Source organism: Roseovarius marisflavi, assembly GCF_900142625.1.
Lineage (GTDB): Bacteria > Pseudomonadota > Alphaproteobacteria > Rhodobacterales > Rhodobacteraceae > Roseovarius > Roseovarius marisflavi.
The window spans coordinates 47,952-66,097 of record NZ_FRBN01000002.1 but is presented as its reverse complement, the minus strand read 5'-3'; the positions used below and the strand labels follow the sequence as shown (position 1 = coordinate 66,097).

Here is an 18,146-nt window from a genome sequence, read left to right as displayed (position 1 = left end):
CGCACGCCCGTTCAAAGGCGCGCGGGGCAGGGATTACGTCAGATCGGGCGGCGTGGCCTCTTTTGCAAGCGCCACGGCGACCTCTTCCAGCGTCTGAACGCTGGAGTGTTTTTCCCCCAAGCGCCTGACGGACAAGGTTTTTTCGTCGACTTCGCGCATGCCGCAGGCCAGGATCACCGGCACCTTGCCAAGCGAATGTTCGCGGACCTTGTAGTTGATCTTTTCGTTGCGCACATCGGCTTCGGCGCGCACGCCAAGCGCGACGAGCTTGGCGGTGACTTCTTGCACATAATCATCCGCATCCGACACGATCGAGGCGACAACCACCTGACGCGGCGCAAGCCAGAACGGCAGTTTACCCGCATGTTCCTCGATCAGGATGCCGATAAAGCGCTCGAACGAGCCCAGAACCGCGCGGTGCAACATGACCGGGCGATGCTTGGCCCCATCGGTGCCGATATAACTCGCATCCAGACGCTCGGGCAGGTTGGGGTCAACCTGAAGCGTGCCGCACTGCCAGTCGCGGCCAATCGCGTCGGTCAGAACGAATTCAAGCTTGGGCCCGTAAAACGCGCCTTCGCCGTCCTGAAGTTCGTAGCCATACCCGGCCGCCTTGCAGGCATCGCCAAGGGCGGCCTCAACCCGATCCCAGCTTTCCTCGGACCCGATCCGCTTTTCCGGGCGGGTCGATAGCTTGATCGTCCAGTCGTTAAAGCCAAGGTCGGCGTAAATCCCGGCCAGGAATTCGATGAACTTCTTGGTTTCCACCTCGATCTGATCATCGGTGCAGAAAATATGCGCGTCGTCCTGGGTAAAGCCACGCACCCGCATGATCCCATGCAGCGCGCCCGAGGGTTCATAGCGGTTACAGCTGCCGAATTCGGCCATCCGCAGCGGCAGATCGCGGTAGGATTTGAGGCCCTGATTGAACACCTGCACATGGCAGGGACAGTTCATCGGCTTGAGCGCATTCACCGTCTTTTCGCGGGCGTGCTCTTCGTCGACTTCGACGATGAACATATGTTCCTGGTAGTTGTCCCAATGGCCGGATTCTTCCCAGAGCTTGCGGTTGACCACCTGCGGGGTGTTCACCTCGACATAGCCATCGCGGTTTTGCTTGCGACGCATGTAATCCTGAAGCGTGGTGTAGATTTTCCAGCCGTTGGGGTGCCAGAAAATCTGGCCCGGCGCCTCTTCCTGCATATGGTAGAGGTCCATCTCGCGGCCAAGCTTGCGGTGGTCACGCTTTTCGGCCTCTTCAAGGAAGGTCATGTATTCCTTGAGTTTTTCCTTGCCGGTAAAGGCCACGCCATAGATCCGCTGAAGCATCTTGCGATCACTGTCGCCGCGCCAATAAGCGCCGGCCACCGACATCAGTTTGAACGCATCCGCCGGAAGCTGACCGGTGTTTTGCAAATGCGGACCACGGCAGAGATCCTGCCAGGCCCCATGCCAATACATCCGCAGCGGCTCGTCGCCGGGGATCGCCTCGATCAGCTCCACCTTGAAGGGCTCGTTATTGTCCTCGTAATGCTTGATGGCGCGGGCACGATCCCAGATTTCGGTCCGCACAGCGTCGCGCAGGTTGATGATTTCCTTCATCTTTTTCTCGATCAGGCCCAGATCTTCCGGCGTGAACGGCTCGGCGCGGTCAAAATCGTAATACCAGCCATTGGCGATGACCGGGCCGATGGTGACCTTGACGTCGGGCCAAAGCTCCTGCACGGCGCGCGCCATCACATGCGCAAGGTCATGACGGATCAGCTCAAGCGCCGGGGTCTCTTCCTTGAGGGTGTTGATGCTGATGCGCGCGTCCTGCGTGATCGGCCATTGCAGATCCCAGTGCTGGCCATCGACATAGGCCGAAATCGCCTTTTTGCCAAGCGAGGTCGAGATGTCTGCGGCCACCTCGCCGGGGGTGATGGCGGGCGCATACTCGCGCACAGAGCCGTCGGGAAAAGTAAGGGAAATCTGGGCCATAGTGCGGCTCCTCGTCGGTTTGGCGCCCACGGAGCGCCCGGTTGCGGGTCAATCAGGACCGTATGCCCCCCGGTGGCGCGCGCGTCAAGACCCGCCGCCGCGCTTTGACTGCCTGGATTGACCGTGTTCTTTTGCATACAAAGAATATTCGTAACACATTGACGCAGTTTGAAAAAATTAATGGACTTGTCGCAAATGATGCCTAATTTGCCGCATATGGGAATCACTCCATATTTCGCGAAACACTCAACCAAAGGGGCGCATCGCATGCCGACCTATAATTCAAATTTCGAACTGACCGTTGAAGATATGGACCTGATCGAAACCTCGCTGCGCCATACCAAGGCAGAGTTGGCCGCACAGGTTGACAAGACCGGTGACAGTGCCGCAGACAGGGATGAGACCTTGCGCCAGATTCATGATCTTCTGGGGCGCTTGCATAACCAGAAAGTGTTTTACCGTCCGCGTGAGGGGGCGTATGTCGGGGGCTGATTTGCTCCGGGGGCGCTTTGAAAACACTCGTCCAAAACCTGACCGCGCGGCTTGTCTCCTCTGACATGACCGGTGGCGAGGCGCGCAATGCACGCCGCCACGTTTTGGCCATTACGCTGACCAAGATCGCCGATGGCCTGATTGACCCAAAGCTGGTGCTGAGCTGGCTTCTGGGCATTCTGGGGGCACCGGCGGTTTTCGTGGGTCTTCTTGTGCCGATCCGCGAGGCGGGTGCTCTCTTGCCGCAGCTTGTGTTCGGCGCCCGGATGCAACGATTGCGCCAGCGGCGTTGGGTCTGGGTGGCGGGAAGCGCGGTGCAGGGGAGCGCGGCCGCTTTGATCGCCGGGGCGGCACTTGTGCTTGAGGGCTGGCCCGCGGGTTTTGTGATCTGCGCGCTTTTGGCGGTGCTGGCACTGGCGCGTGCGGCCTGTTCGGTGTCTTACAAGGATATCCTTGGAAAAACCGTCGGCCAATCGCGGCGCGGGGCTGTGACCGGGCTTGGCGGATCGGTTTCGGCGGCGGCGGTGCTTGTGTTTGCGGGGCTGCTTTTGACCGGGGTTTTGCAGACGCGCGTCGCGATCGTCGGCGCCATTGGGGTGGCGGCGCTGGCCTGGGGGCTTGCGGCGATCATCCTGGCGCAGCTTAATGAGGACGACAGCAGGCCCGAAACCGCCAGTGCGGCGCGCGGATACCTCGCGATCCTGCGCAATGACGCCAATTTGCGCCGCTTCATCCTTGTGCGCGGTTTGCTGGTCTCAACCGCTCTGGCGCCGCCCTATTTGGTGCTTTTGTCGGCGCAGGGGGGGGCGGCGCTCAACACCCTTGGGGCGCTTGTGCTTGCCTCTTCGGGGGCCTCGTTCCTCAGCTCTTATATCTGGGGGCGGATGGCCGATCGCCATAGCCCGAAGGTGCTTCTGCTGGCCGGGGTCGGCGCCGGATGTGCCATGCTGGCGGCGATCTTTGCCGAGGGTCTTGGGCTTGCCAGCAACCCCGGCGTGATCCCGGCGATCCTGTTTGCCTTGATGCTTGCCTATCACGGGGGGCGTCAGGCGCGATCGGTCTACCTTGTTGATATGTCGGACGAAAACAAACGCTCGCAAAACGCCGCGCTGGCCAATACCGCCATCGGGATCATCCTGTTGCTGGCCGGGGTCTTTGGTGGCGCGTTATCGTTCATCGGCCCGACCGGCGCACTTGCGGGCTTTGCGGCGATGGCGTTCCTTGGCGGCGGCCTTGCCCTGACGTTGCGATCCGTCGACGTTTAGGGGGCAAATACCGGTTTGCCCGTCGCCGCGTCGCGGTGCATGATCGCGCGATGAAACGACGGAGGATGCGATGACCGATCCCGCTTATCTGATCACCGACACGGGCCGTAAGCTGGCCTATCACCAGAGCCCCGGCGCGGCCCCCGGCGTGGTGTTTCTGGGCGGGTTCAAATCCGACATGGAGGGCACCAAGGCGCTTTACCTTGAGGAGTGGGCCCGCAAGGCCGGGCGTGCCTTTCTGCGGTTTGACTATTCCGGTCATGGGCAATCGTCGGGGGCCTTCACCGAGGGGTGCATTGGCGATTGGGCGGCGGATGCAAAGGCGGCGATCACCGCGCTGACGAATGGCCCGCAGGTTCTGGTTGGCTCGTCCATGGGCGGCTGGATATCCTTGCTGCTCGCGCGCGCGATGCCGGACCGTGTGGCCGGGCTTGTCACCATCGCCGCCGCGCCGGATTTTACCGAAGATTCCATGTGGGGCGGATTTGACGACGCGCAGCGCGCCGAACTGGCCGACAGAGGGCAAGTCGCCCTGCCAAGCGAGTATGGCGAGCCTTATATCATCACCCGTCGCCTGATTGAGGATGGCCGCGATCACCTGGTTTTGCGCGATCCGCTGAATTTGCCGTTCGGTGTTCGATTTTTGCAAGGAAATGCTGATAAAGATGTGGATATGTCGGTTGCAATGCGGCTTTTGGACCACTCAACCGGCCCGGATATGCGCCTTACACTGGTCGATGGGGCCGATCATCGGTTCTCTGATCCTGCCTGTCTCGCGCTTATTGCGCGCTCGGTCGAAGAGGTTCTTGCCGGGGCAGTGGGGCTCTGATGCGCGGGGCGCTGAAATGGCTTGGGCGGGCGGTTTTGGCGTTTGTCCTGCTGGCCATCGCCGGTTTCGTGCTGGCCCCCATTGAGGAGATCGCCGCGCCCGCGCCGTTCGAGTCGCGCAAGTTTGGCAAAGGCGTCGGCGTTTACCTCGAAAGCGTTGAATCCGCCTATTCCGACATCCGCCCCGATAGCCAGAAGCGTGTGATCTGGGCCGGACAGGCCGAGACGCGTACGCCGATTTCAGTGGTCTATCTGCACGGGTTTTCCGCCTCTAGCCAGGAAATCCGCCCGGTGCCGGATCGCATGGCCGAGGCGCTTGGCGCCAACCTTGTCTACACCCGGTTTCGCGGCCATGGCCGCACGCCCGATGCCATGGGCGAGGCCACCGTCAGAGACTGGATGAATGACGCCGCCGAGGCCCTGGCGGTGGCGCGCGCGGTTGGGGGGCGGGTGATCGTGCTTGCCACCTCGACCGGCGCCACCATCGCTGCCGCCGCGCTGCATGACCCGGCGCTGCGCGAGGGTGTGGCAGGGGTGATCATGGTCTCGCCCAATTTCGGGATCAATAATCCGATGGCGCCGCTCTTGACGCTTCCGGGCGCGCGGCATTGGCTGCCGCTTCTGGCGGGAAAGCGGCGCAAGTTTGAACCGCGCAGCCGGTTGCAGGCCGCCGAATGGACCACCGAATATCCAAGCGCGGCGGTCTTTCCGATGGCGGAGATCGTGGCCCATGCGCGCGGGCTTGACTACGGCGATGTGACGGTCCCGGCGCTGTTTTACTATTCGGATGACGACAAGGTGGTGCGCCCCGACCTGACGGCGGGGATCGAGCAGGGCTGGGGCGGGCCGGTGACCCGGATGCGCCCCGCGCTTGCGCCGGGGGACGACGCCTATGCCCATGTGATTGCGGGCGATATCATGTCGCCCGGCAATACCGAGGGCGCCATCGCGCTCATGCTGGGCTGGATCAACGGCATATTATAGCCCGCGCGGGCGCATTGGCTTGACCATAGGGTTCGATCTGGTGTCAATCTGGGGCGAGCCGGTTTGGTCCGGGATCGAGTAAAAGGATGTTTCATGACCCATGATCCGGTGGTGTTTTTGCCCGGCATGATGTGCGACGCGCGGCTTTTCACACAGCAATTGACGGATTTGAGCCGCGACACGGCGGTCACGACGGCCCCGATTACGGGCGGCGACCGGGTTGAGGAAATCGCATCGTCCCTGCTTGACGTGCTGCCCCGGCGCTTTGCGCTGGCGGGGCTTTCGATGGGCGGGATTGTCGCGATGGAGATTTTGCGCCGGGCCCCAGACCGGGTGTCGCGGATCGCGCTGATGGATACCAATCCGCTTGCCGAGACACCGCAATCGGCCACCGCTTATGAGCCGTTTATCATCAAGCTTCGCTCGGGCAGCCTTGCCGATGCGGTGCAGAGTTTCTTGTTGCCGGAATATCTGGCGCCGGGCACTGGGCGCGCGGCGATCACCGCGCATCTTACTGAAATGGCAGAGAATATTGGCGCTGATGCGATTGTGCGCCAGGTTCGGGCACTACAGCGCAGGCGTGATTATCAATCGGTGCTCAGGCGCTGCAAGGTGCCGACATTGGTGCTCTGCGGGCGCCATGACGGGCTAACGCCGGTCAAGCGCCACAGCTTCATGGCCGACCTGATTCCCTATGCAAGCCTGTCGGTGATCGAGGGGGCGGGCCATCTGCCCCCGATGGAAGCGCCCGAGGCGACGACTGCTGCGTTGCGCGCCTGGCTGGAACAGCCGTTCGTGCTGCAAAAGCGGGTGGATGCCTGAGCACCATTTTGCGGGTGCAAACAAATCGGGCCGCTGAGAAGATCAGCGGCCCTTTTGTTATAAGGATGGGGTCAACCGTTCGCGGCGAGGTTCTTGTTGGCCGCTTTGGGTGTCGCTTTGGCGGCTTTTGCCGGGGCAGGGGCCGCCGAATTGGCGTCGATGAAATCAAGCACCAGCGGGCGGATGTTGTTGCGCCAGCTACGCCCGGCAAAGATGCCGTAATGGCCGGCCTCAGGCTCAAGATAGCTGGCCTTTTTCTCATCCGGAAGACCGGTGCAAAGCGCCAGAGCGGCGACACATTGGCCCGGCGCCGAAATGTCATCCTTGCCACCTTCCACGGTTTTCACGGCGACATTGGTGATCTTGCCGATATCAACCTGATGGCCATTCACGACAAAACGGTTCTGGGCAATTTCGAGGCCCTTGAAGATCCGCTCGACCGTGGAGAGGTAGAATTCCGCAGGCATATCCATCACGGCCAGATATTCATCGTAGAACTTGTTGTGGGCATCGTGATCGCCGGCCTCGCCGCGCGCGACGCGGGCGATCTGATCCGAGAAGGCCTGCGCATGGCGCTCGCCATTCATCGACACGAAAGACGCCAGTTGCAGAAGGCCCGGATAAACCATCCGGCCAACGCCCTTGCGCTGAAAGCCGACCCGCTGGATCATGGTTTCTTCAAGCTGGCCCATGGTGACGCGGCGACCAAAGTCGGTGACATCTGTCGGGGTTGCGTCGGGGTCAATCGGGCCACCGATAAGGGTCAGGGTGCGCGGCTGTGCGTCGGGGTCCAGCTCGGCCAGATAGGCGGTGGCGGCAAGGGTCAGCGGCGCGGGCTGACAGACGGCGATCACATGCAGGTCCGAGCCAAGCTCGCGCATGAAATCCATCAGGTAGACGGTGTAATCTTCAATGTCGAACTTGCCTTCCGAGACCGGAATGTCGCGGGCATTGTGCCAATCGGTGACATAGACGTCGCAATCGGGCAAAAGCGAGCGCACGGTAGAGCGCAGAAGCGTCGCATAGTGGCCCGACATCGGCGCCACGAGCAGAACCCGGCGCGCCGTCGGTGCGCGGCCTGCGACATTGAAGTGAATGAGGTCGCCAAAAGCACGTTGCACGGTCGTTTCGACGGTGACGATATGGTCACGCCCGTCGTCGCCGGTGATGGTGTCGATACCCCAGTCGGGCTTGGTGACCATGCGTTGGAACGTGCGCTCCGTCACCTCTCCCCAAGCTGCCATCCAGTTCAAAGCAGGGTTTGGCACCATGCTGAAAACAGGATAGGATGCCATTGAAAGAGCCGAAGCACCGAGCCATTGATTGGTATTGCGGAGGGTTTCCATCAGGTCGTAAGTCGCCATGTAACGCATAGTTTCGTCTCCTACTAAGGCAGGTAAGCCTCTATAATGGCAGATCAGCCCGGTTCCATCCGTCGCACTGCCCCTCCGGCCTGACGACGTTATGCTGCATAGCAGAAAGAATTAAAGGGAAATTGTATAAATGGCAATGCAAGACGATGTCGCAGGCGAAAATATCGAAAAGTTGAATGAAAATCTCGCTAAAGTCGAACAGCTGTCGCAGCGCCTGATTCAGGTGCTCGCCTCGCGCAAACCGGCCAATCCGACATTGAGCACGCCCTCGCAGGATATTTTTGCCAAGGCAGCCAGCTCCTATTGGACGGAATTGATCGAGAATCCGGGTAAGATTTACGAGCAACAGCTTGAATACTGGGGCAAGTCGGTGCGCCATTTCGTGGATGCCCAGCAATTGATGCTGCGCGGCGATGGCGCAGAGCTTGAGGACAAGCCCGACATTCTTGAAGGCGACAAGCGATTCTCGAACCCGCTCTGGAAGACACATCCCTATTTTCGCTACATTAAAGAGCAATACGCCCTGAACGCGCAATCGATCCAGAGCGCGATAGGTGATGTCGATGACCTGGACCCCAAGGAAAAGCGGCGGCTGGATTATTTCGCGCATCAGATCATCGACATGATGTCGCCGACCAACTTTCTCGGCACCAACCCCGATGCGCTTGAACGTGCGGTGGAAACCGAAGGGGCGTCGCTTGTGAAGGGGTTGGAGAACCTGATCGCGGATCTGGAGGCCAACAAGGGCGAGCTTGTGGTGCGGCTGGCCGATGAGACATCCTTTGTCCTTGGTGAAAACATCGCCACCACCCCCGGCGAAGTGGTCTATCGCAACCGCATGATGGAGCTGATCCAGTATGCGCCGACAACAAAAGAGGTTCACACGACGCCGCTGATCATCTTTCCGCCCTGGATCAACAAGTTCTATATTCTCGATCTCAAAGCCCAGAACAGCATGATCAAATGGCTCACCGATCAGGGCTATACCCTGTTCGTGGTGGCCTGGGTCAACCCCGATGCAAGCTATGCGGATGTGGGCCTTGATGAGTATATAGAAGAGGGCTTTCTGACCGCCATTTCCGAGGTCAAGGCGATCACCGGCGAGAAACAGGTCAACACGGTGGGCTATTGCATCGCGGGCACGACGCTTCATCTGACACTGGCGCTGCTTGAGAAACGCGGCGACAAGTCGATTAAATCCGCCACCTTCTTTACCGCGCTTACGGATTTTTCGGAGCAGGGCGAGTTCACCCCCTTTCTTCAGGATGATTTCATCGACGGGATCGAACAGGAAGTCGCCCAACAGGGCCTGCTGCGCTCGTTCATCATGTCGCGCACCATGTCGTTCCTGCGCTCCAAGGATCTGGTTTATCAGCCGGCCGTCAAAAGCTATATGATGGGGGAAACCCCGCCTGCCTTTGATCTGCTCTATTGGAATGGCGATGGGGCCAATCTTCCGGGCCGGATGACGACGCAATATCTGCGCGGGTTGTGCCAGCGGAACGAATTCATCGAGGGCGGCTTTGAGATTCTGGGCGAAAAGCTTCATATCAGCGACGTGAAAGCGCCGCTTATGGCAATCACCTGCGAGACTGACCACATTGCGGCCTGGAAAGATTGCTATCGCGGCTTTCAACAGACCGGCTCCAAGGACCGGACCTTTATCGTCTCGGAATCGGGCCATATCGCGGGCATCGTCAATCCGCCCTCCAAGAAGAAATACGGCCATTACACCAATGACGACCTGAGCCTGTCAGCCGATGACTGGCTGGAGGGGGCCACTTTTAACGAGGGCTCATGGTGGCCGCGGTGGGAAAGCTGGCTCAAAAAGCGCTCGGGCAAGATGATTCCCGCCCGCCAGCCGGGCGATTCGGATCATCCGCCATTGGCTCCAGCCCCCGGAACCTATGTCCGCGTCAAAGCAAGTGAGGGATTTTAAAAGACTTTTCGGTCTGGTTGAGGAAATAATTGCTGCACTGCAGAAAAAACTTGAAATGCTGCAGTGCGGCATGTATATCTGGCTCCAGAATACAGAACACGGCAAACAATGCCGCTCAACCGAAAGGACTTACCAAATGGCTAAGACACAAGACTTCAACAGCGCAATGAAAGACATCATGGGCGCATTCCCCGTTGACACCAAAGCAATGGACGATGCCTTCAAGAACCAGGCTGCTCTGAGCGAAAAGCTCTCGGGTGTGGCTCTGTCGGCTGCCGAGAAATCGGCCGAGATCTCCAGCAAGTGGACCAAAGAAACCCTTGCCAAGCTGAACGACATCACCAAAGCCAAGGCAGAGCCCGCTGATTACGCCAAAGCGTTCACCGATTTCGCATCGGCCAACGCCGAAGTTGCTTCCGAGAACATGGCCGCTTTCGCTGAAATCGCGAAAAAAGTGCAGATGGAAACTGTTGAGCTGATGATGTCGGCCGGCAAATCCATGCAGGACGACGCAACCAAAGCCGTCAAGAAGGCAGCGGAAGACGTCACTGCAGCGACCCAGAAAGCCACCGCAGCGGCCAAGTAATAGCAGGTTACATACCCAGACCCCTCCCTGACGGGTATGGACTGCGAAGGGCGAGCCGAAAGGCTCGCTCTTTCTTTTTGCCGCAGTTGCGTCTAAGCTACGCTGCAGCGCTGCATTTTCCGGGAGGATAACCCTTGGCCGACACTAAAAAACCGCTGCTGATCAAACGCTATGCCAGCCGCCGGTTGTACAATACCGAGACATCCGATTACGTCACGCTGGAAGATATCTCGGAATTTATCCGTGATGGCCGCGAAGTTCAGATCATCGACCTGAAATCCGGCGACGACCTTACCCGCCAGTATCTGTTGCAGATCATCGCCGAGCATGAAAGCCGCGGCGAAAGCGTTCTGCCGCTCAACGTGCTCAACGATCTGGTGCGCAGCTATACCACCCAGGCCACAAGCGTCGTGCCCGAATTTCTGGCTGCCAGCTTTGAGATGCTGCGCGATGGTCAATCCAAGATTTTGGACAACATGACCAAGGCAAGCCCGATTGGCGCCATGCCAGGAATGGAGGCCATGCGCGCCCAGCAAGAGGCCTTTATGAAGGCCATGACCGGTGGCATCACAGGCCTTGGAAAAATGCCCGGCCAATCCGCGTCCAGGGATGACGAGCCGGAAGACGACAACCTTGGCGACATCAAGAAACAGCTGGCCGAATTACAGGAAAAGCTGTCGAAGCTTGGCAAGTAACCACGGATGGTTGAAAGCCCCGGTCGGATAACCCTTTGGGGGATCGAGGTGTTCATGGCCGCAGCCGATGAACGCTCGATTTCCGCCGCGGCGCGCCGCCTTGGGGCAAGCCCCTCGGCCGTCAGCCAGCAGCTCACCAATCTTGAAGGCGCGGTCGGGGCCACGTTGCTGCAACGCAATGCCCGCCCGATCAGGCTTACCCCTGCGGGCGAAATCATGCATCGCCGCGCGCAGGCGATCTTGAACGAGGCCGCACAGGCGCGCGCGGAGCTTGCGATGTCGCAGCTCTCGACCCTGACCCGCTTTCGTCTTGGCATGATCGAAGACCTTGAGGCCGATGTCACGCCCCAGCTTCTGACCCATATGGCCGGTGAATTGACCCGCTGTCAGTTCCTGTTGGAAACCGGCGCCAGTCATCACCTTTATGACCAGCTTGACGCGCGCGCCCTTGATATGATCGTCGCCGCCGAATTTGGCGCCGAAACCGATTGGGTCGAGGTTCACCCGATCCTGCGCGAAGGTTTTGCCGTGGCCGCGCCCAAAGGGGTGATCGACAAGGACGGCGACGTCTTGCGACAGCTCAAGCGCCTGCCGCTGATCCAATATACACAGCGACATTACATGGGGCGGCTAATCTCGTCGCATCTGGCGCGCCAAAACCTGACGCTGCCGCACCGGTTCGAACTTGATAGCTATCACGCCATTCTGGCGCTGGTCGGGCAGGGCACCGGCTGGAGCATCATGACGCCGCTGGCCCTGATGCGCGCGCGCCGCTTTGCCGATCAGATCGACGTTCTGGAATTGCCGATGGCACCGCTGACCCGCACCATCAGCGTGACCGCCCGCAAGGGGATATTACAGGATATGCCAGCAACCCTGGCCGAGACATTAAAGCCGATCCTGCGTCAGGCAGTGGTTGATCCGGCGATTGCGCGCCACCCGTTTCTGGCGGATGCGCTGACGATCCTCTAGCACTCAGGCGTGCGCCGCTCCTGAAAAAAGGCTTTCAGCATCTCTTCCGCCTCGCGCGCGGCAATCCCGTCATAAACCTCTGGCACATGGTGACATTGCGGATGGGTGAACACACGCGCGCCCTGCGCGACACCGCCGGATTTCGGATCACTCGCCCCATAATACAGCCGCGCAATCCGCGCCCCGGCAATCGCGCTGGCGCACATCGCGCAGGGCTCCAGCGTGACATAAAGATCATGCCCCACCAGCCGCTCGCTGCCCTTGGCCGCGCAGGCGGCGCGCAGCGCGAGGATCTCGGCATGGGCCGTGGGGTCGTTCAGTTCGCGCGTGCGATTGCCCGCCTTTGCCACGACCTGACCGTTTGGGTCAACCACCACGGCCCCCACCGGCACCTCGCCGCGCAGGGCCGCGGCGCGCGCCTCCTCCAGCGCAGTCATCATATGGCTTTTGAACGTCATGGGGCGTCTTTGCCCCGCCATCACCACTTTCGCAAGTCCCGCGAATAGGCTAAGCGATGACACATGAGCACCAAACCCCCAGAAGGCGACCGGATCGCCAAGGTCATCGCGCGCGCCGGCATCGCCAGCCGCCGCGAGGCCGAGCGCCTGATCGAGGCCGGCCGCGTGACCGTCAATGGCGTCAAGATCACCCGCGCCGCATTGAATGTGACCCCCGCCGACAAGGTCGTGGTGGATGGCCGCGCATTGGATGCGCCCGAACCGGCGCGGCTCTGGCTTTATCACAAGCCCACCGGTCTTGTGACCACCAACCGCGACGAACAGGGGCGCGCGACGATCTATGATGATCTGCCCGAAGACCTGCCTCGGGTGATGAGCGTCGGACGGCTTGACCTGAATTCCGAAGGGCTGCTTTTGCTGACCAATGACGGCGGCCTCAAGCGCAAACTCGAACTGCCCTCAACCGGCTGGCTGCGCCGCTACCGCGTGCGCGTCAATGGCCGTCCGACCGATGCCACGTTTGAGCCGCTGCGCAAGGGCCTCACGGTCGATGGCGAACGGTTTCAGGGCATGATGGTGACGCTGGATCGCCAGCAGGGCGCCAATGCCTGGATCACGGTGTCGATCCGCGAAGGCAAGAACCGCGAAATCCGCCGCGCGATGGAGGCGGTCGGCCTCTCGGTGAACCGGCTGATCCGGGTGTCTTACGGGCCGTTTCAACTGGGTCAGCTCAAACCCGGCGAAGTCGAGGAAATCCGCCCGCGCGTGCTGCGCGATCAGCTTGGCATGCCTCAAGAGCCCGAGGTAGAAAAACCCAGCAAACCCGCAAGCCCGCAACGCCCCAAACCACAGCGCCGCCGTCGCACCACCTGATCCTTTTCATTTTTCCAGAAATACGCCGGGGGGCCCAAGAAAATTCGCCGAATTTTCCTGGGCGGGGGCAGCGCCCCCATGCCCCGATTGCCGCACTGTCAGAGCGTGATCGGCTCCATCACCTGCGGCTCGATCACATCGACGCCGGGCAGAGCCGTGACCAACTCTTCGGCCGATTGCTCTAAAATCGGGAAGGTGCGGTAATGGCAGGGGATCACGGTTTTGAAGTCAAAGAACTTTTTCGCCGCATAGCCCGCGCGCCGCATATCCATGGTGAAATGCCCGCCCGCGCACAGGATTCCGACATCGGGCTGGTGCAGGTCGTGAAACACGCCCATGTCGGCCATCACATCGGTGTCGCCAGAGACATAGATCACGTGACCCTCGCCCGCGATCATGTAACCACATTCGGTGCCGGGCACCTGCGGACCGGCATCCGTGCCAAAGCTGGTTGAATGGGTGGCATGTACCATCGTCACCTTGACCCCGCCAAGATCGACCGTGCCGCCCTTGTTGAACCCGATAACCTCGATCTTTTCCTGCGCCTCCCAATGCGCCATCAGGTCATATTGCCCGACCACGGTCAGGCCCTGTTTGCGCGCCAGTGGCAGAACATCGGCGACGTGATCGAAATGCGCGTGGGTCAACAGGATATGAGTTGCGCCTTCGGTCGCGGCGTCGTGGCTGTCCTCGGGCAACATCGGGTTGCCGTTGAGCCAGGGATCGACCAACAAAATCAGTTCTGCGATCTCGATCCGAAACGATGAATGCCCAAGCCATGTGATCTTCATTCTGCCACTCCCTTTTTCCAGTTTTGCAAAGACTAGCAAGACTTGCGCCATAGGAAAGGGCCAAGCGGCGTATTTCTGGGCGATCCTTATCCGCGAGCGGGGTTTTGGCGCGCTCAGATGCTTGCGCCCAATGGTCTCGGGCGCTAAACGCTTGGGCAACAGGATTACCGGAGAGACCCATGTCGATCGACCGAGAGACCGCCGCCAAAGTGGCCAAGCTGGCCCGCATCCGTGTGACTGAGGACGCGCTGCCCGCGCTTGCCGAGGAGTTCAACACCATCCTTGGTTTCATTGAACAGCTCAACGAAGTCGACGTGGAGGGCATCGAGCCGATGACCAGCGTCACGCCGATGCGCCTGAAACGCCGCGAGGATGTGGTTACAGATGGCAATCAACAAGCCAAGATTCTGTCGAACGCGCCCGATGCGCGCGAGGGCTTTTTTGCGGTGCCGAAGGTGGTGGAATAATGGCTGATCTGAACACACTCACGATTGCAGAGGCCCGCGATGCCCTGCGCAAGGGCGATGTCACCGCGCTTGAGCTGACCGAGGCCTGCCTGAGCCAGATCGAAGGCGCCGGGGCGCTCAATGCCTTTGTGCATCACACCCCTGATATCGCCCGCGAACAGGCGCGCGCCGCCGATACCCGGATCAAGGCGGGCGATGCCCCGGCGATGTGCGGTATCCCGCTCGGGATCAAGGACCTGTTTTGCACCAAGGGCGTGCCAAGCCAGGCCGCCAGCCGCATCCTTGAAGGCTTCAAGCCGGAATACGAATCGACCGTCACCCAGAACCTGTTCGATGCGGGCGCGATTATGCTGGGCAAGCTCAACATGGACGAATTCGCCATGGGCTCGTCCAATGAAACATCGGTTTATGGCAATGCCGTTAACCCCTGGCGGCGCGGAAATGATGACGCGGCTTTGACTCCCGGCGGCTCGTCTGGCGGATCGGCTTCGGCCGTTGCGGCGGATCTTTGCCTTGCCGCGACCGGCACCGACACCGGCGGCTCGATCCGCCAGCCGGCCGCCTTTACCGGCATCACCGGGATCAAGCCGACCTATGGGCGCTGTTCCCGCTGGGGCGTGGTGGCCTTTGCTTCCTCGCTCGATCAGGCCGGGCCGATGACCAAATCGGTGCGCGATGCGGCGATCATGCTAAGCGCCATGTGCAGCCACGACCCCAAGGATTCGACCAGTGCCGATTTCCCGGTGCCCGACTTCGAGGCCGCCTTGACCGGTGATATCAAAGGCAAAGTGATCGGCATTCCGAAAGAATACCGGATGGAGGGCATGCCCGCCGAGATCGAACAGCTTTGGGCCGATGGTACTGCGATGCTCAAGGCCGCAGGCGCCGAAATCCGTGATATCAGCCTGCCGCATACCAAATACGCGCTGCCGGCCTATTACGTGATTGCCCCGGCCGAGGCGTCAAGCAATCTCGCGCGCTATGACGGGGTGCGCTATGGCCACCGCGCCAAGCTGGCGCAGGGCGATGGCATCACCGAGATGTACGAGAAAACCCGCGCCGAGGGCTTTGGTCACGAGGTTCAGCGCCGCGTGATGGTGGGCACCTATGTTCTCTCGGCGGGCTTTTACGACGCCTATTACAACCGCGCCCGCAGGGTGCGCGCGCTGATCAAGCGCGACTTTGATCAGGCCTTTGACGCAGGCGTCGATGCGATCCTGACCCCGGCCACGCCAAGCGCGGCCTTTGGCCTTGGCGAGATGAAAGACGCCGATCCGGTGCAGATGTATCTCAACGATGTCTTTACCGTCACCGTCAACCTTGCCGGTCTGCCGGGCATTTCCGTGCCCGCCGGGATCGACACGCAGGGGCTGCCGCTTGGGTTGCAACTGATCGGGCGGCCCTGGGAAGAAGGTGATCTGCTCAACACCGCCTATGCGTTGGAAACTGCGGCGGGATTTGTGGCCAAACCCGGAAAATGGTGGTAAAACGGCCCGCAAAACAGCTTATGGCAGGAAATAGCAGATGCGTTTGATCCTTGGCTCGGTCGCCCTTGCGGCCCTAACGGCCTGTGCGCCCGCCGTACCCGATAGCGGGGCGGGTGTCGGTTTTCAGGACTATAGCCAATACCAGCGTGAAAAGGCCGCGCGTGACGCCGCCTTGGCGGGCAATGCCCTGCCGGCCCCCAACGCGGTCTCATCGGAGCCTCTGGGCGCCATCCCGCCCGGTGCCACCTCGGCACAGCCGGGCGCGGATGTTGCCGCCGATGCGCGCGCCGCGCTTGAGGCCACCGCCGCCAATTCCGGTCAGCCGATCCTTCAGGCGAGCCCGTCCAATCCGGCACCGGAGGGCGTGATGAATTCAGCCGGGATTTCGCGTGAGAACAGTTTCGAGGCCGTCGGCGAGCAGCGCTCGATCGAAGATGATGCCTCGCGGATCGCGCAAAACCGTGCGCAATATCAGGTGGTTGCCCCCGAGGCCGTCGGTAATCGTCCCGGCGATGTGGGCCCCAATATCGTGGCCTATGCGCTTGCCACCAAGCATCCCGTAGGCACGTTGGTCTATCGCCGTGTTGGTCTCAACAAGACCGGCAAGTTCGAGCGCAACTGCGCCGAATATGCCTCGCCCGATCTGGCGCAGGTCGAGTTTCTCAAGCGCGGCGGCCCCGAGCGTGACCGCCTTGGGCTTGACCCGGATGGTGATGGCTATGCCTGTGGCTGGAACCCGGTCCCCTTCCGCAAGGCGGTTGGCAGGTAAAGGGGCGCGGCGTGGGTTTCACCCACCCTACATGTGCTTGGCAGGTCTCGCCCAATTTCGGCGCGCGGCGCTTAGGTGCGCTGCCCGATATGATCGTGCTGCATTACACCGCGATGCAAAGCGCCGAGGCGGCGCTCGCGCGGTTGTGTGACCCGGGCGCAGAGGTTTCGGCGCATTACCTGATCTCGGAGCGCGGCGAAATCTGGCAGATGGTCGAGGAAGAACAGCGCGCCTGGCATGCCGGTGCGGGGCAATGGGGCGCGGTTGTGGACGTCAATTCACGCTCGATCGGGATCGAGTTGGCCAATACCGGCGCGCATCCGTTCCCCGAGCCGCAGATGCATGCGCTTGAGGGGCTAATGAGCGCGATCATGACCCGCTGGCCCATCCCGCCCGAGCGGGTGATTGCCCATTCCGACATGGCCCCGGCGCGCAAGTTTGACCCCGGCGCGCGGTTTGACTGGCGCCGCTTGGCGCGTGCTGGCCTGTCGGTCTGGCCCGAGCCGGGCAGGGCGGACACCGGTCCTGAAACCGGGGCAGGGGCGTTTCTCGCGGCGGCCGAACGATTTGGCTATCCTTCAAGCGGCGCGGAGGATCTCGAGACCATTCTTGCCGCTTTTCGCCTGCGCTTTCGCCCCAGTGCCAGGGGACCGCTTGAGGCGGCTGATTGCGCCGCCCTTCAGGACCTTGCCGCACGCTTCCCGGTTGACCGCGCCCGTCCGAGCGCCTAAGTCAATCTCGCGCGGAGGGCCGGATGGCCGCGGGACCTGCAAGGGTTTCGAGGAAAGTCCGGACTCCACAAGACAACGGTGCCGGGTAACGCCCGGCTGGGGTAACCCAAGGGAAAGCGCCACAGAAATGAAACCGCCCGTCGCACCTGCGGTTCGCCAAGGGAGACTGCGTACGGGTAAGGGTGAAACGGTGGGGTAAGAGCCCACCGCGGGACGGGCAACCGAACCGGCACGGCAAGCCCCACCGGGAGCAATGCCAAATAGGGACCGCGCGCGCGGCAGGTCGGGCAACCGATACCGCCCGCAGGCACGTCTTGGCCCAGTGGTCCGGGTTGGCAGCTAGAGGGGCGTTGGCAACAGCGTCTCAAGATGAATGGTCATCCAAGGGGGGCAACCCCCGGGACAAAATCCGGCTTACAGGCCCTCCGCGCAAATTGTGATTTTGGTGGTTTTCAGGAATTGAGCGCCTGCGGCGCGCTTGTTTTTTTGGATGAGGGGCTTTGCGCCTCAAACTCCCCAGAATATTTTAGGCAAGAAGAAAACGGGGTTAGGCCTGATCCGGCGAAATGGCGCCACAGGGTTTGCCAAGGTGTCTGACGGATTGCGCAGTCATTGCACACGCCCTCTTTTCAAA

The 18,146-nt window shown here is 61.0% G+C and carries 18 protein-coding genes and 1 other RNA gene; 15 read left to right on the top strand and 4 right to left on the bottom strand.

Features of this window, described 5'->3' with window-relative positions; translation table 11 throughout:
* Positions 1-33: 33 nt before the first annotated feature.
* Positions 34-1,980 (bottom strand): threonine--tRNA ligase, encoded by a 1,947-nt coding sequence (gene thrS / locus BUB78_RS02610; RefSeq protein ID WP_073194785.1) that lies wholly within the window; start codon positions 1,978-1,980, stop codon positions 34-36.
* Positions 1,981-2,247: 267 nt separating this feature from the next.
* Here thrS and BUB78_RS02605 point away from each other — a divergent pair, with 267 nt between their 5' ends.
* The 5 genes from BUB78_RS02605 (at position 2,248) to BUB78_RS02585 (ending at position 6,371) form a co-directional block, all read left to right on the top strand.
* Positions 2,248-2,472 carry a hypothetical protein gene (locus tag BUB78_RS02605; RefSeq protein WP_073194783.1) on the top strand — a complete coding sequence of 75 codons (225 nt, stop codon included), beginning with the start codon at positions 2,248-2,250 and terminating at the stop codon, positions 2,470-2,472.
* A 17-nt stretch (positions 2,473-2,489) separates the two neighbouring features.
* Positions 2,490-3,737, top strand: a complete 1,248-nt coding sequence (locus BUB78_RS02600; RefSeq protein WP_084732734.1) for an MFS transporter — start codon at positions 2,490-2,492, stop codon at positions 3,735-3,737.
* Between the two features lie 70 nt (positions 3,738-3,807).
* On the top strand, positions 3,808-4,566 hold the full coding sequence (locus BUB78_RS02595) for an alpha/beta hydrolase (RefSeq protein ID WP_073194779.1): 759 nt from the start codon (positions 3,808-3,810) through the stop codon (positions 4,564-4,566).
* The gene (locus BUB78_RS02590) at positions 4,566-5,549 is read left to right on the top strand and encodes an alpha/beta hydrolase (protein WP_073194777.1); all 984 of its coding nucleotides are present in this window, start codon (positions 4,566-4,568) and stop codon (positions 5,547-5,549) included. Before BUB78_RS02595 ends, BUB78_RS02590 begins: the two co-directional genes overlap by 1 nt.
* Positions 5,550-5,642: 93 nt before the next feature.
* On the top strand, positions 5,643-6,371 hold the full coding sequence (locus BUB78_RS02585; protein WP_073194775.1) for an alpha/beta fold hydrolase: 729 nt from the start codon (positions 5,643-5,645) through the stop codon (positions 6,369-6,371).
* Between the two features lie 71 nt (positions 6,372-6,442).
* On the opposite strand, the gene phaZ is transcribed toward BUB78_RS02585, so the two are convergent.
* Complete coding sequence (gene phaZ / locus BUB78_RS02580; protein ID WP_073194773.1) at positions 6,443-7,744, bottom strand: polyhydroxyalkanoate depolymerase; 1,302 nt, start codon at positions 7,742-7,744, stop codon at positions 6,443-6,445.
* Between the two features lie 130 nt (positions 7,745-7,874).
* Between phaZ and BUB78_RS02575 the strand changes: the two genes are divergently transcribed.
* From BUB78_RS02575 to BUB78_RS02560, 4 genes are all read left to right on the top strand, one after another.
* The gene (locus BUB78_RS02575; protein WP_073194770.1) at positions 7,875-9,683 is read left to right on the top strand and encodes a PHA/PHB synthase family protein; all 1,809 of its coding nucleotides are present in this window, start codon (positions 7,875-7,877) and stop codon (positions 9,681-9,683) included.
* Positions 9,684-9,819: 136 nt separating this feature from the next.
* Positions 9,820-10,269: a phasin, PhaP gene (locus BUB78_RS02570; RefSeq protein WP_073195202.1), complete on the top strand. Its 450-nt coding sequence runs from the start codon at positions 9,820-9,822 to the stop codon at positions 10,267-10,269.
* A gap of 134 nt (positions 10,270-10,403) precedes the next feature.
* On the top strand, positions 10,404-10,964 hold the full coding sequence (gene phaR / locus BUB78_RS02565) for a polyhydroxyalkanoate synthesis repressor PhaR (RefSeq protein WP_073194768.1): 561 nt from the start codon (positions 10,404-10,406) through the stop codon (positions 10,962-10,964).
* 6 nt (positions 10,965-10,970) lie between these two features.
* Entirely contained in the window at positions 10,971-11,936 is a 966-nt protein-coding gene (locus BUB78_RS02560; protein ID WP_073194765.1) for a LysR family transcriptional regulator, read from the top strand.
* Here the strand turns inward: BUB78_RS02560 and BUB78_RS02555 are convergent.
* The gene (locus BUB78_RS02555; RefSeq protein ID WP_073194762.1) at positions 11,933-12,394 is read right to left on the bottom strand and encodes a nucleoside deaminase; all 462 of its coding nucleotides are present in this window, start codon (positions 12,392-12,394) and stop codon (positions 11,933-11,935) included. The genes BUB78_RS02560 and BUB78_RS02555 overlap by 4 nt on opposite strands.
* A gap of 63 nt (positions 12,395-12,457) precedes the next feature.
* Here BUB78_RS02555 and BUB78_RS02550 point away from each other — a divergent pair, with 63 nt between their 5' ends.
* Positions 12,458-13,267, top strand: coding sequence for a pseudouridine synthase (locus BUB78_RS02550; protein WP_073194760.1), 810 nt, complete (start codon positions 12,458-12,460; stop codon positions 13,265-13,267).
* Positions 13,268-13,365: 98 nt separating this feature from the next.
* Here the strand turns inward: BUB78_RS02550 and BUB78_RS02545 are convergent, their stop codons facing one another.
* Positions 13,366-14,058 (bottom strand): metal-dependent hydrolase, encoded by a 693-nt coding sequence (locus BUB78_RS02545; RefSeq protein ID WP_073194758.1) that lies wholly within the window; start codon positions 14,056-14,058, stop codon positions 13,366-13,368.
* Between the two features lie 179 nt (positions 14,059-14,237).
* On the opposite strand from BUB78_RS02545, the gene gatC reads away from it, so the two are divergent.
* The 5 genes from gatC (at position 14,238) to rnpB (ending at position 17,945) form a co-directional block, all read left to right on the top strand.
* Positions 14,238-14,525: an Asp-tRNA(Asn)/Glu-tRNA(Gln) amidotransferase subunit GatC gene (gatC, locus tag BUB78_RS02540; protein ID WP_073194755.1), complete on the top strand. Its 288-nt coding sequence runs from the start codon at positions 14,238-14,240 to the stop codon at positions 14,523-14,525.
* Positions 14,525-16,012 carry an Asp-tRNA(Asn)/Glu-tRNA(Gln) amidotransferase subunit GatA gene (gatA, locus tag BUB78_RS02535; RefSeq protein ID WP_073194753.1) on the top strand — a complete coding sequence of 496 codons (1,488 nt, stop codon included), beginning with the start codon at positions 14,525-14,527 and terminating at the stop codon, positions 16,010-16,012. Before gatC ends, gatA begins: the two co-directional genes overlap by 1 nt.
* Positions 16,013-16,049: 37 nt before the next feature.
* Complete coding sequence (locus BUB78_RS02530; RefSeq protein WP_073194751.1) at positions 16,050-16,781, top strand: hypothetical protein; 732 nt, start codon at positions 16,050-16,052, stop codon at positions 16,779-16,781.
* Between the two features lie 89 nt (positions 16,782-16,870).
* On the top strand, positions 16,871-17,512 hold the full coding sequence (locus BUB78_RS02525) for an N-acetylmuramoyl-L-alanine amidase (protein WP_073194749.1): 642 nt from the start codon (positions 16,871-16,873) through the stop codon (positions 17,510-17,512).
* 11 nt (positions 17,513-17,523) lie between these two features.
* An RNA gene (gene rnpB / locus BUB78_RS02520) (RNase P RNA component class A) lies at positions 17,524-17,945 on the top strand.
* The last annotated feature ends 201 nt before the right edge of the window (positions 17,946-18,146 follow it).

Excerpts from the sequence above, each read along its gene's own strand:
- thrS (WP_073194785.1), bottom strand. The coding sequence starts at position 1,980 with ATGGCCCAGATTTCCCTTACTTTTCCCGACGGCTCTGTGCGCGAGTAT.
- BUB78_RS02605 (WP_073194783.1), top strand. The coding sequence starts at position 2,248 with ATGCCGACCTATAATTCAAATTTCGAACTGACCGTTGAAGATATGGAC.
- BUB78_RS02595 (WP_073194779.1), top strand. The coding sequence starts at position 3,808 with ATGACCGATCCCGCTTATCTGATCACCGACACGGGCCGTAAGCTGGCC.
- BUB78_RS02590 (WP_073194777.1), top strand. The coding sequence starts at position 4,566 with ATGCGCGGGGCGCTGAAATGGCTTGGGCGGGCGGTTTTGGCGTTTGTC.
- BUB78_RS02585 (WP_073194775.1), top strand. The coding sequence starts at position 5,643 with ATGACCCATGATCCGGTGGTGTTTTTGCCCGGCATGATGTGCGACGCG.
- phaZ (WP_073194773.1), bottom strand. The coding sequence starts at position 7,744 with ATGCGTTACATGGCGACTTACGACCTGATGGAAACCCTCCGCAATACC.
- BUB78_RS02575 (WP_073194770.1), top strand. The coding sequence starts at position 7,875 with ATGGCAATGCAAGACGATGTCGCAGGCGAAAATATCGAAAAGTTGAAT.
- BUB78_RS02570 (WP_073195202.1), top strand. The coding sequence starts at position 9,820 with ATGGCTAAGACACAAGACTTCAACAGCGCAATGAAAGACATCATGGGC.
- BUB78_RS02560 (WP_073194765.1), top strand. The coding sequence starts at position 10,971 with ATGGTTGAAAGCCCCGGTCGGATAACCCTTTGGGGGATCGAGGTGTTC.
- BUB78_RS02555 (WP_073194762.1), bottom strand. The coding sequence starts at position 12,394 with ATGACGTTCAAAAGCCATATGATGACTGCGCTGGAGGAGGCGCGCGCC.
- BUB78_RS02550 (WP_073194760.1), top strand. The coding sequence starts at position 12,458 with ATGAGCACCAAACCCCCAGAAGGCGACCGGATCGCCAAGGTCATCGCG.
- BUB78_RS02545 (WP_073194758.1), bottom strand. The coding sequence starts at position 14,058 with ATGAAGATCACATGGCTTGGGCATTCATCGTTTCGGATCGAGATCGCA.
- gatC (WP_073194755.1), top strand. The coding sequence starts at position 14,238 with ATGTCGATCGACCGAGAGACCGCCGCCAAAGTGGCCAAGCTGGCCCGC.
- gatA (WP_073194753.1), top strand. The coding sequence starts at position 14,525 with ATGGCTGATCTGAACACACTCACGATTGCAGAGGCCCGCGATGCCCTG.
- BUB78_RS02530 (WP_073194751.1), top strand. The coding sequence starts at position 16,050 with ATGCGTTTGATCCTTGGCTCGGTCGCCCTTGCGGCCCTAACGGCCTGT.
- BUB78_RS02525 (WP_073194749.1), top strand. The coding sequence starts at position 16,871 with ATGATCGTGCTGCATTACACCGCGATGCAAAGCGCCGAGGCGGCGCTC.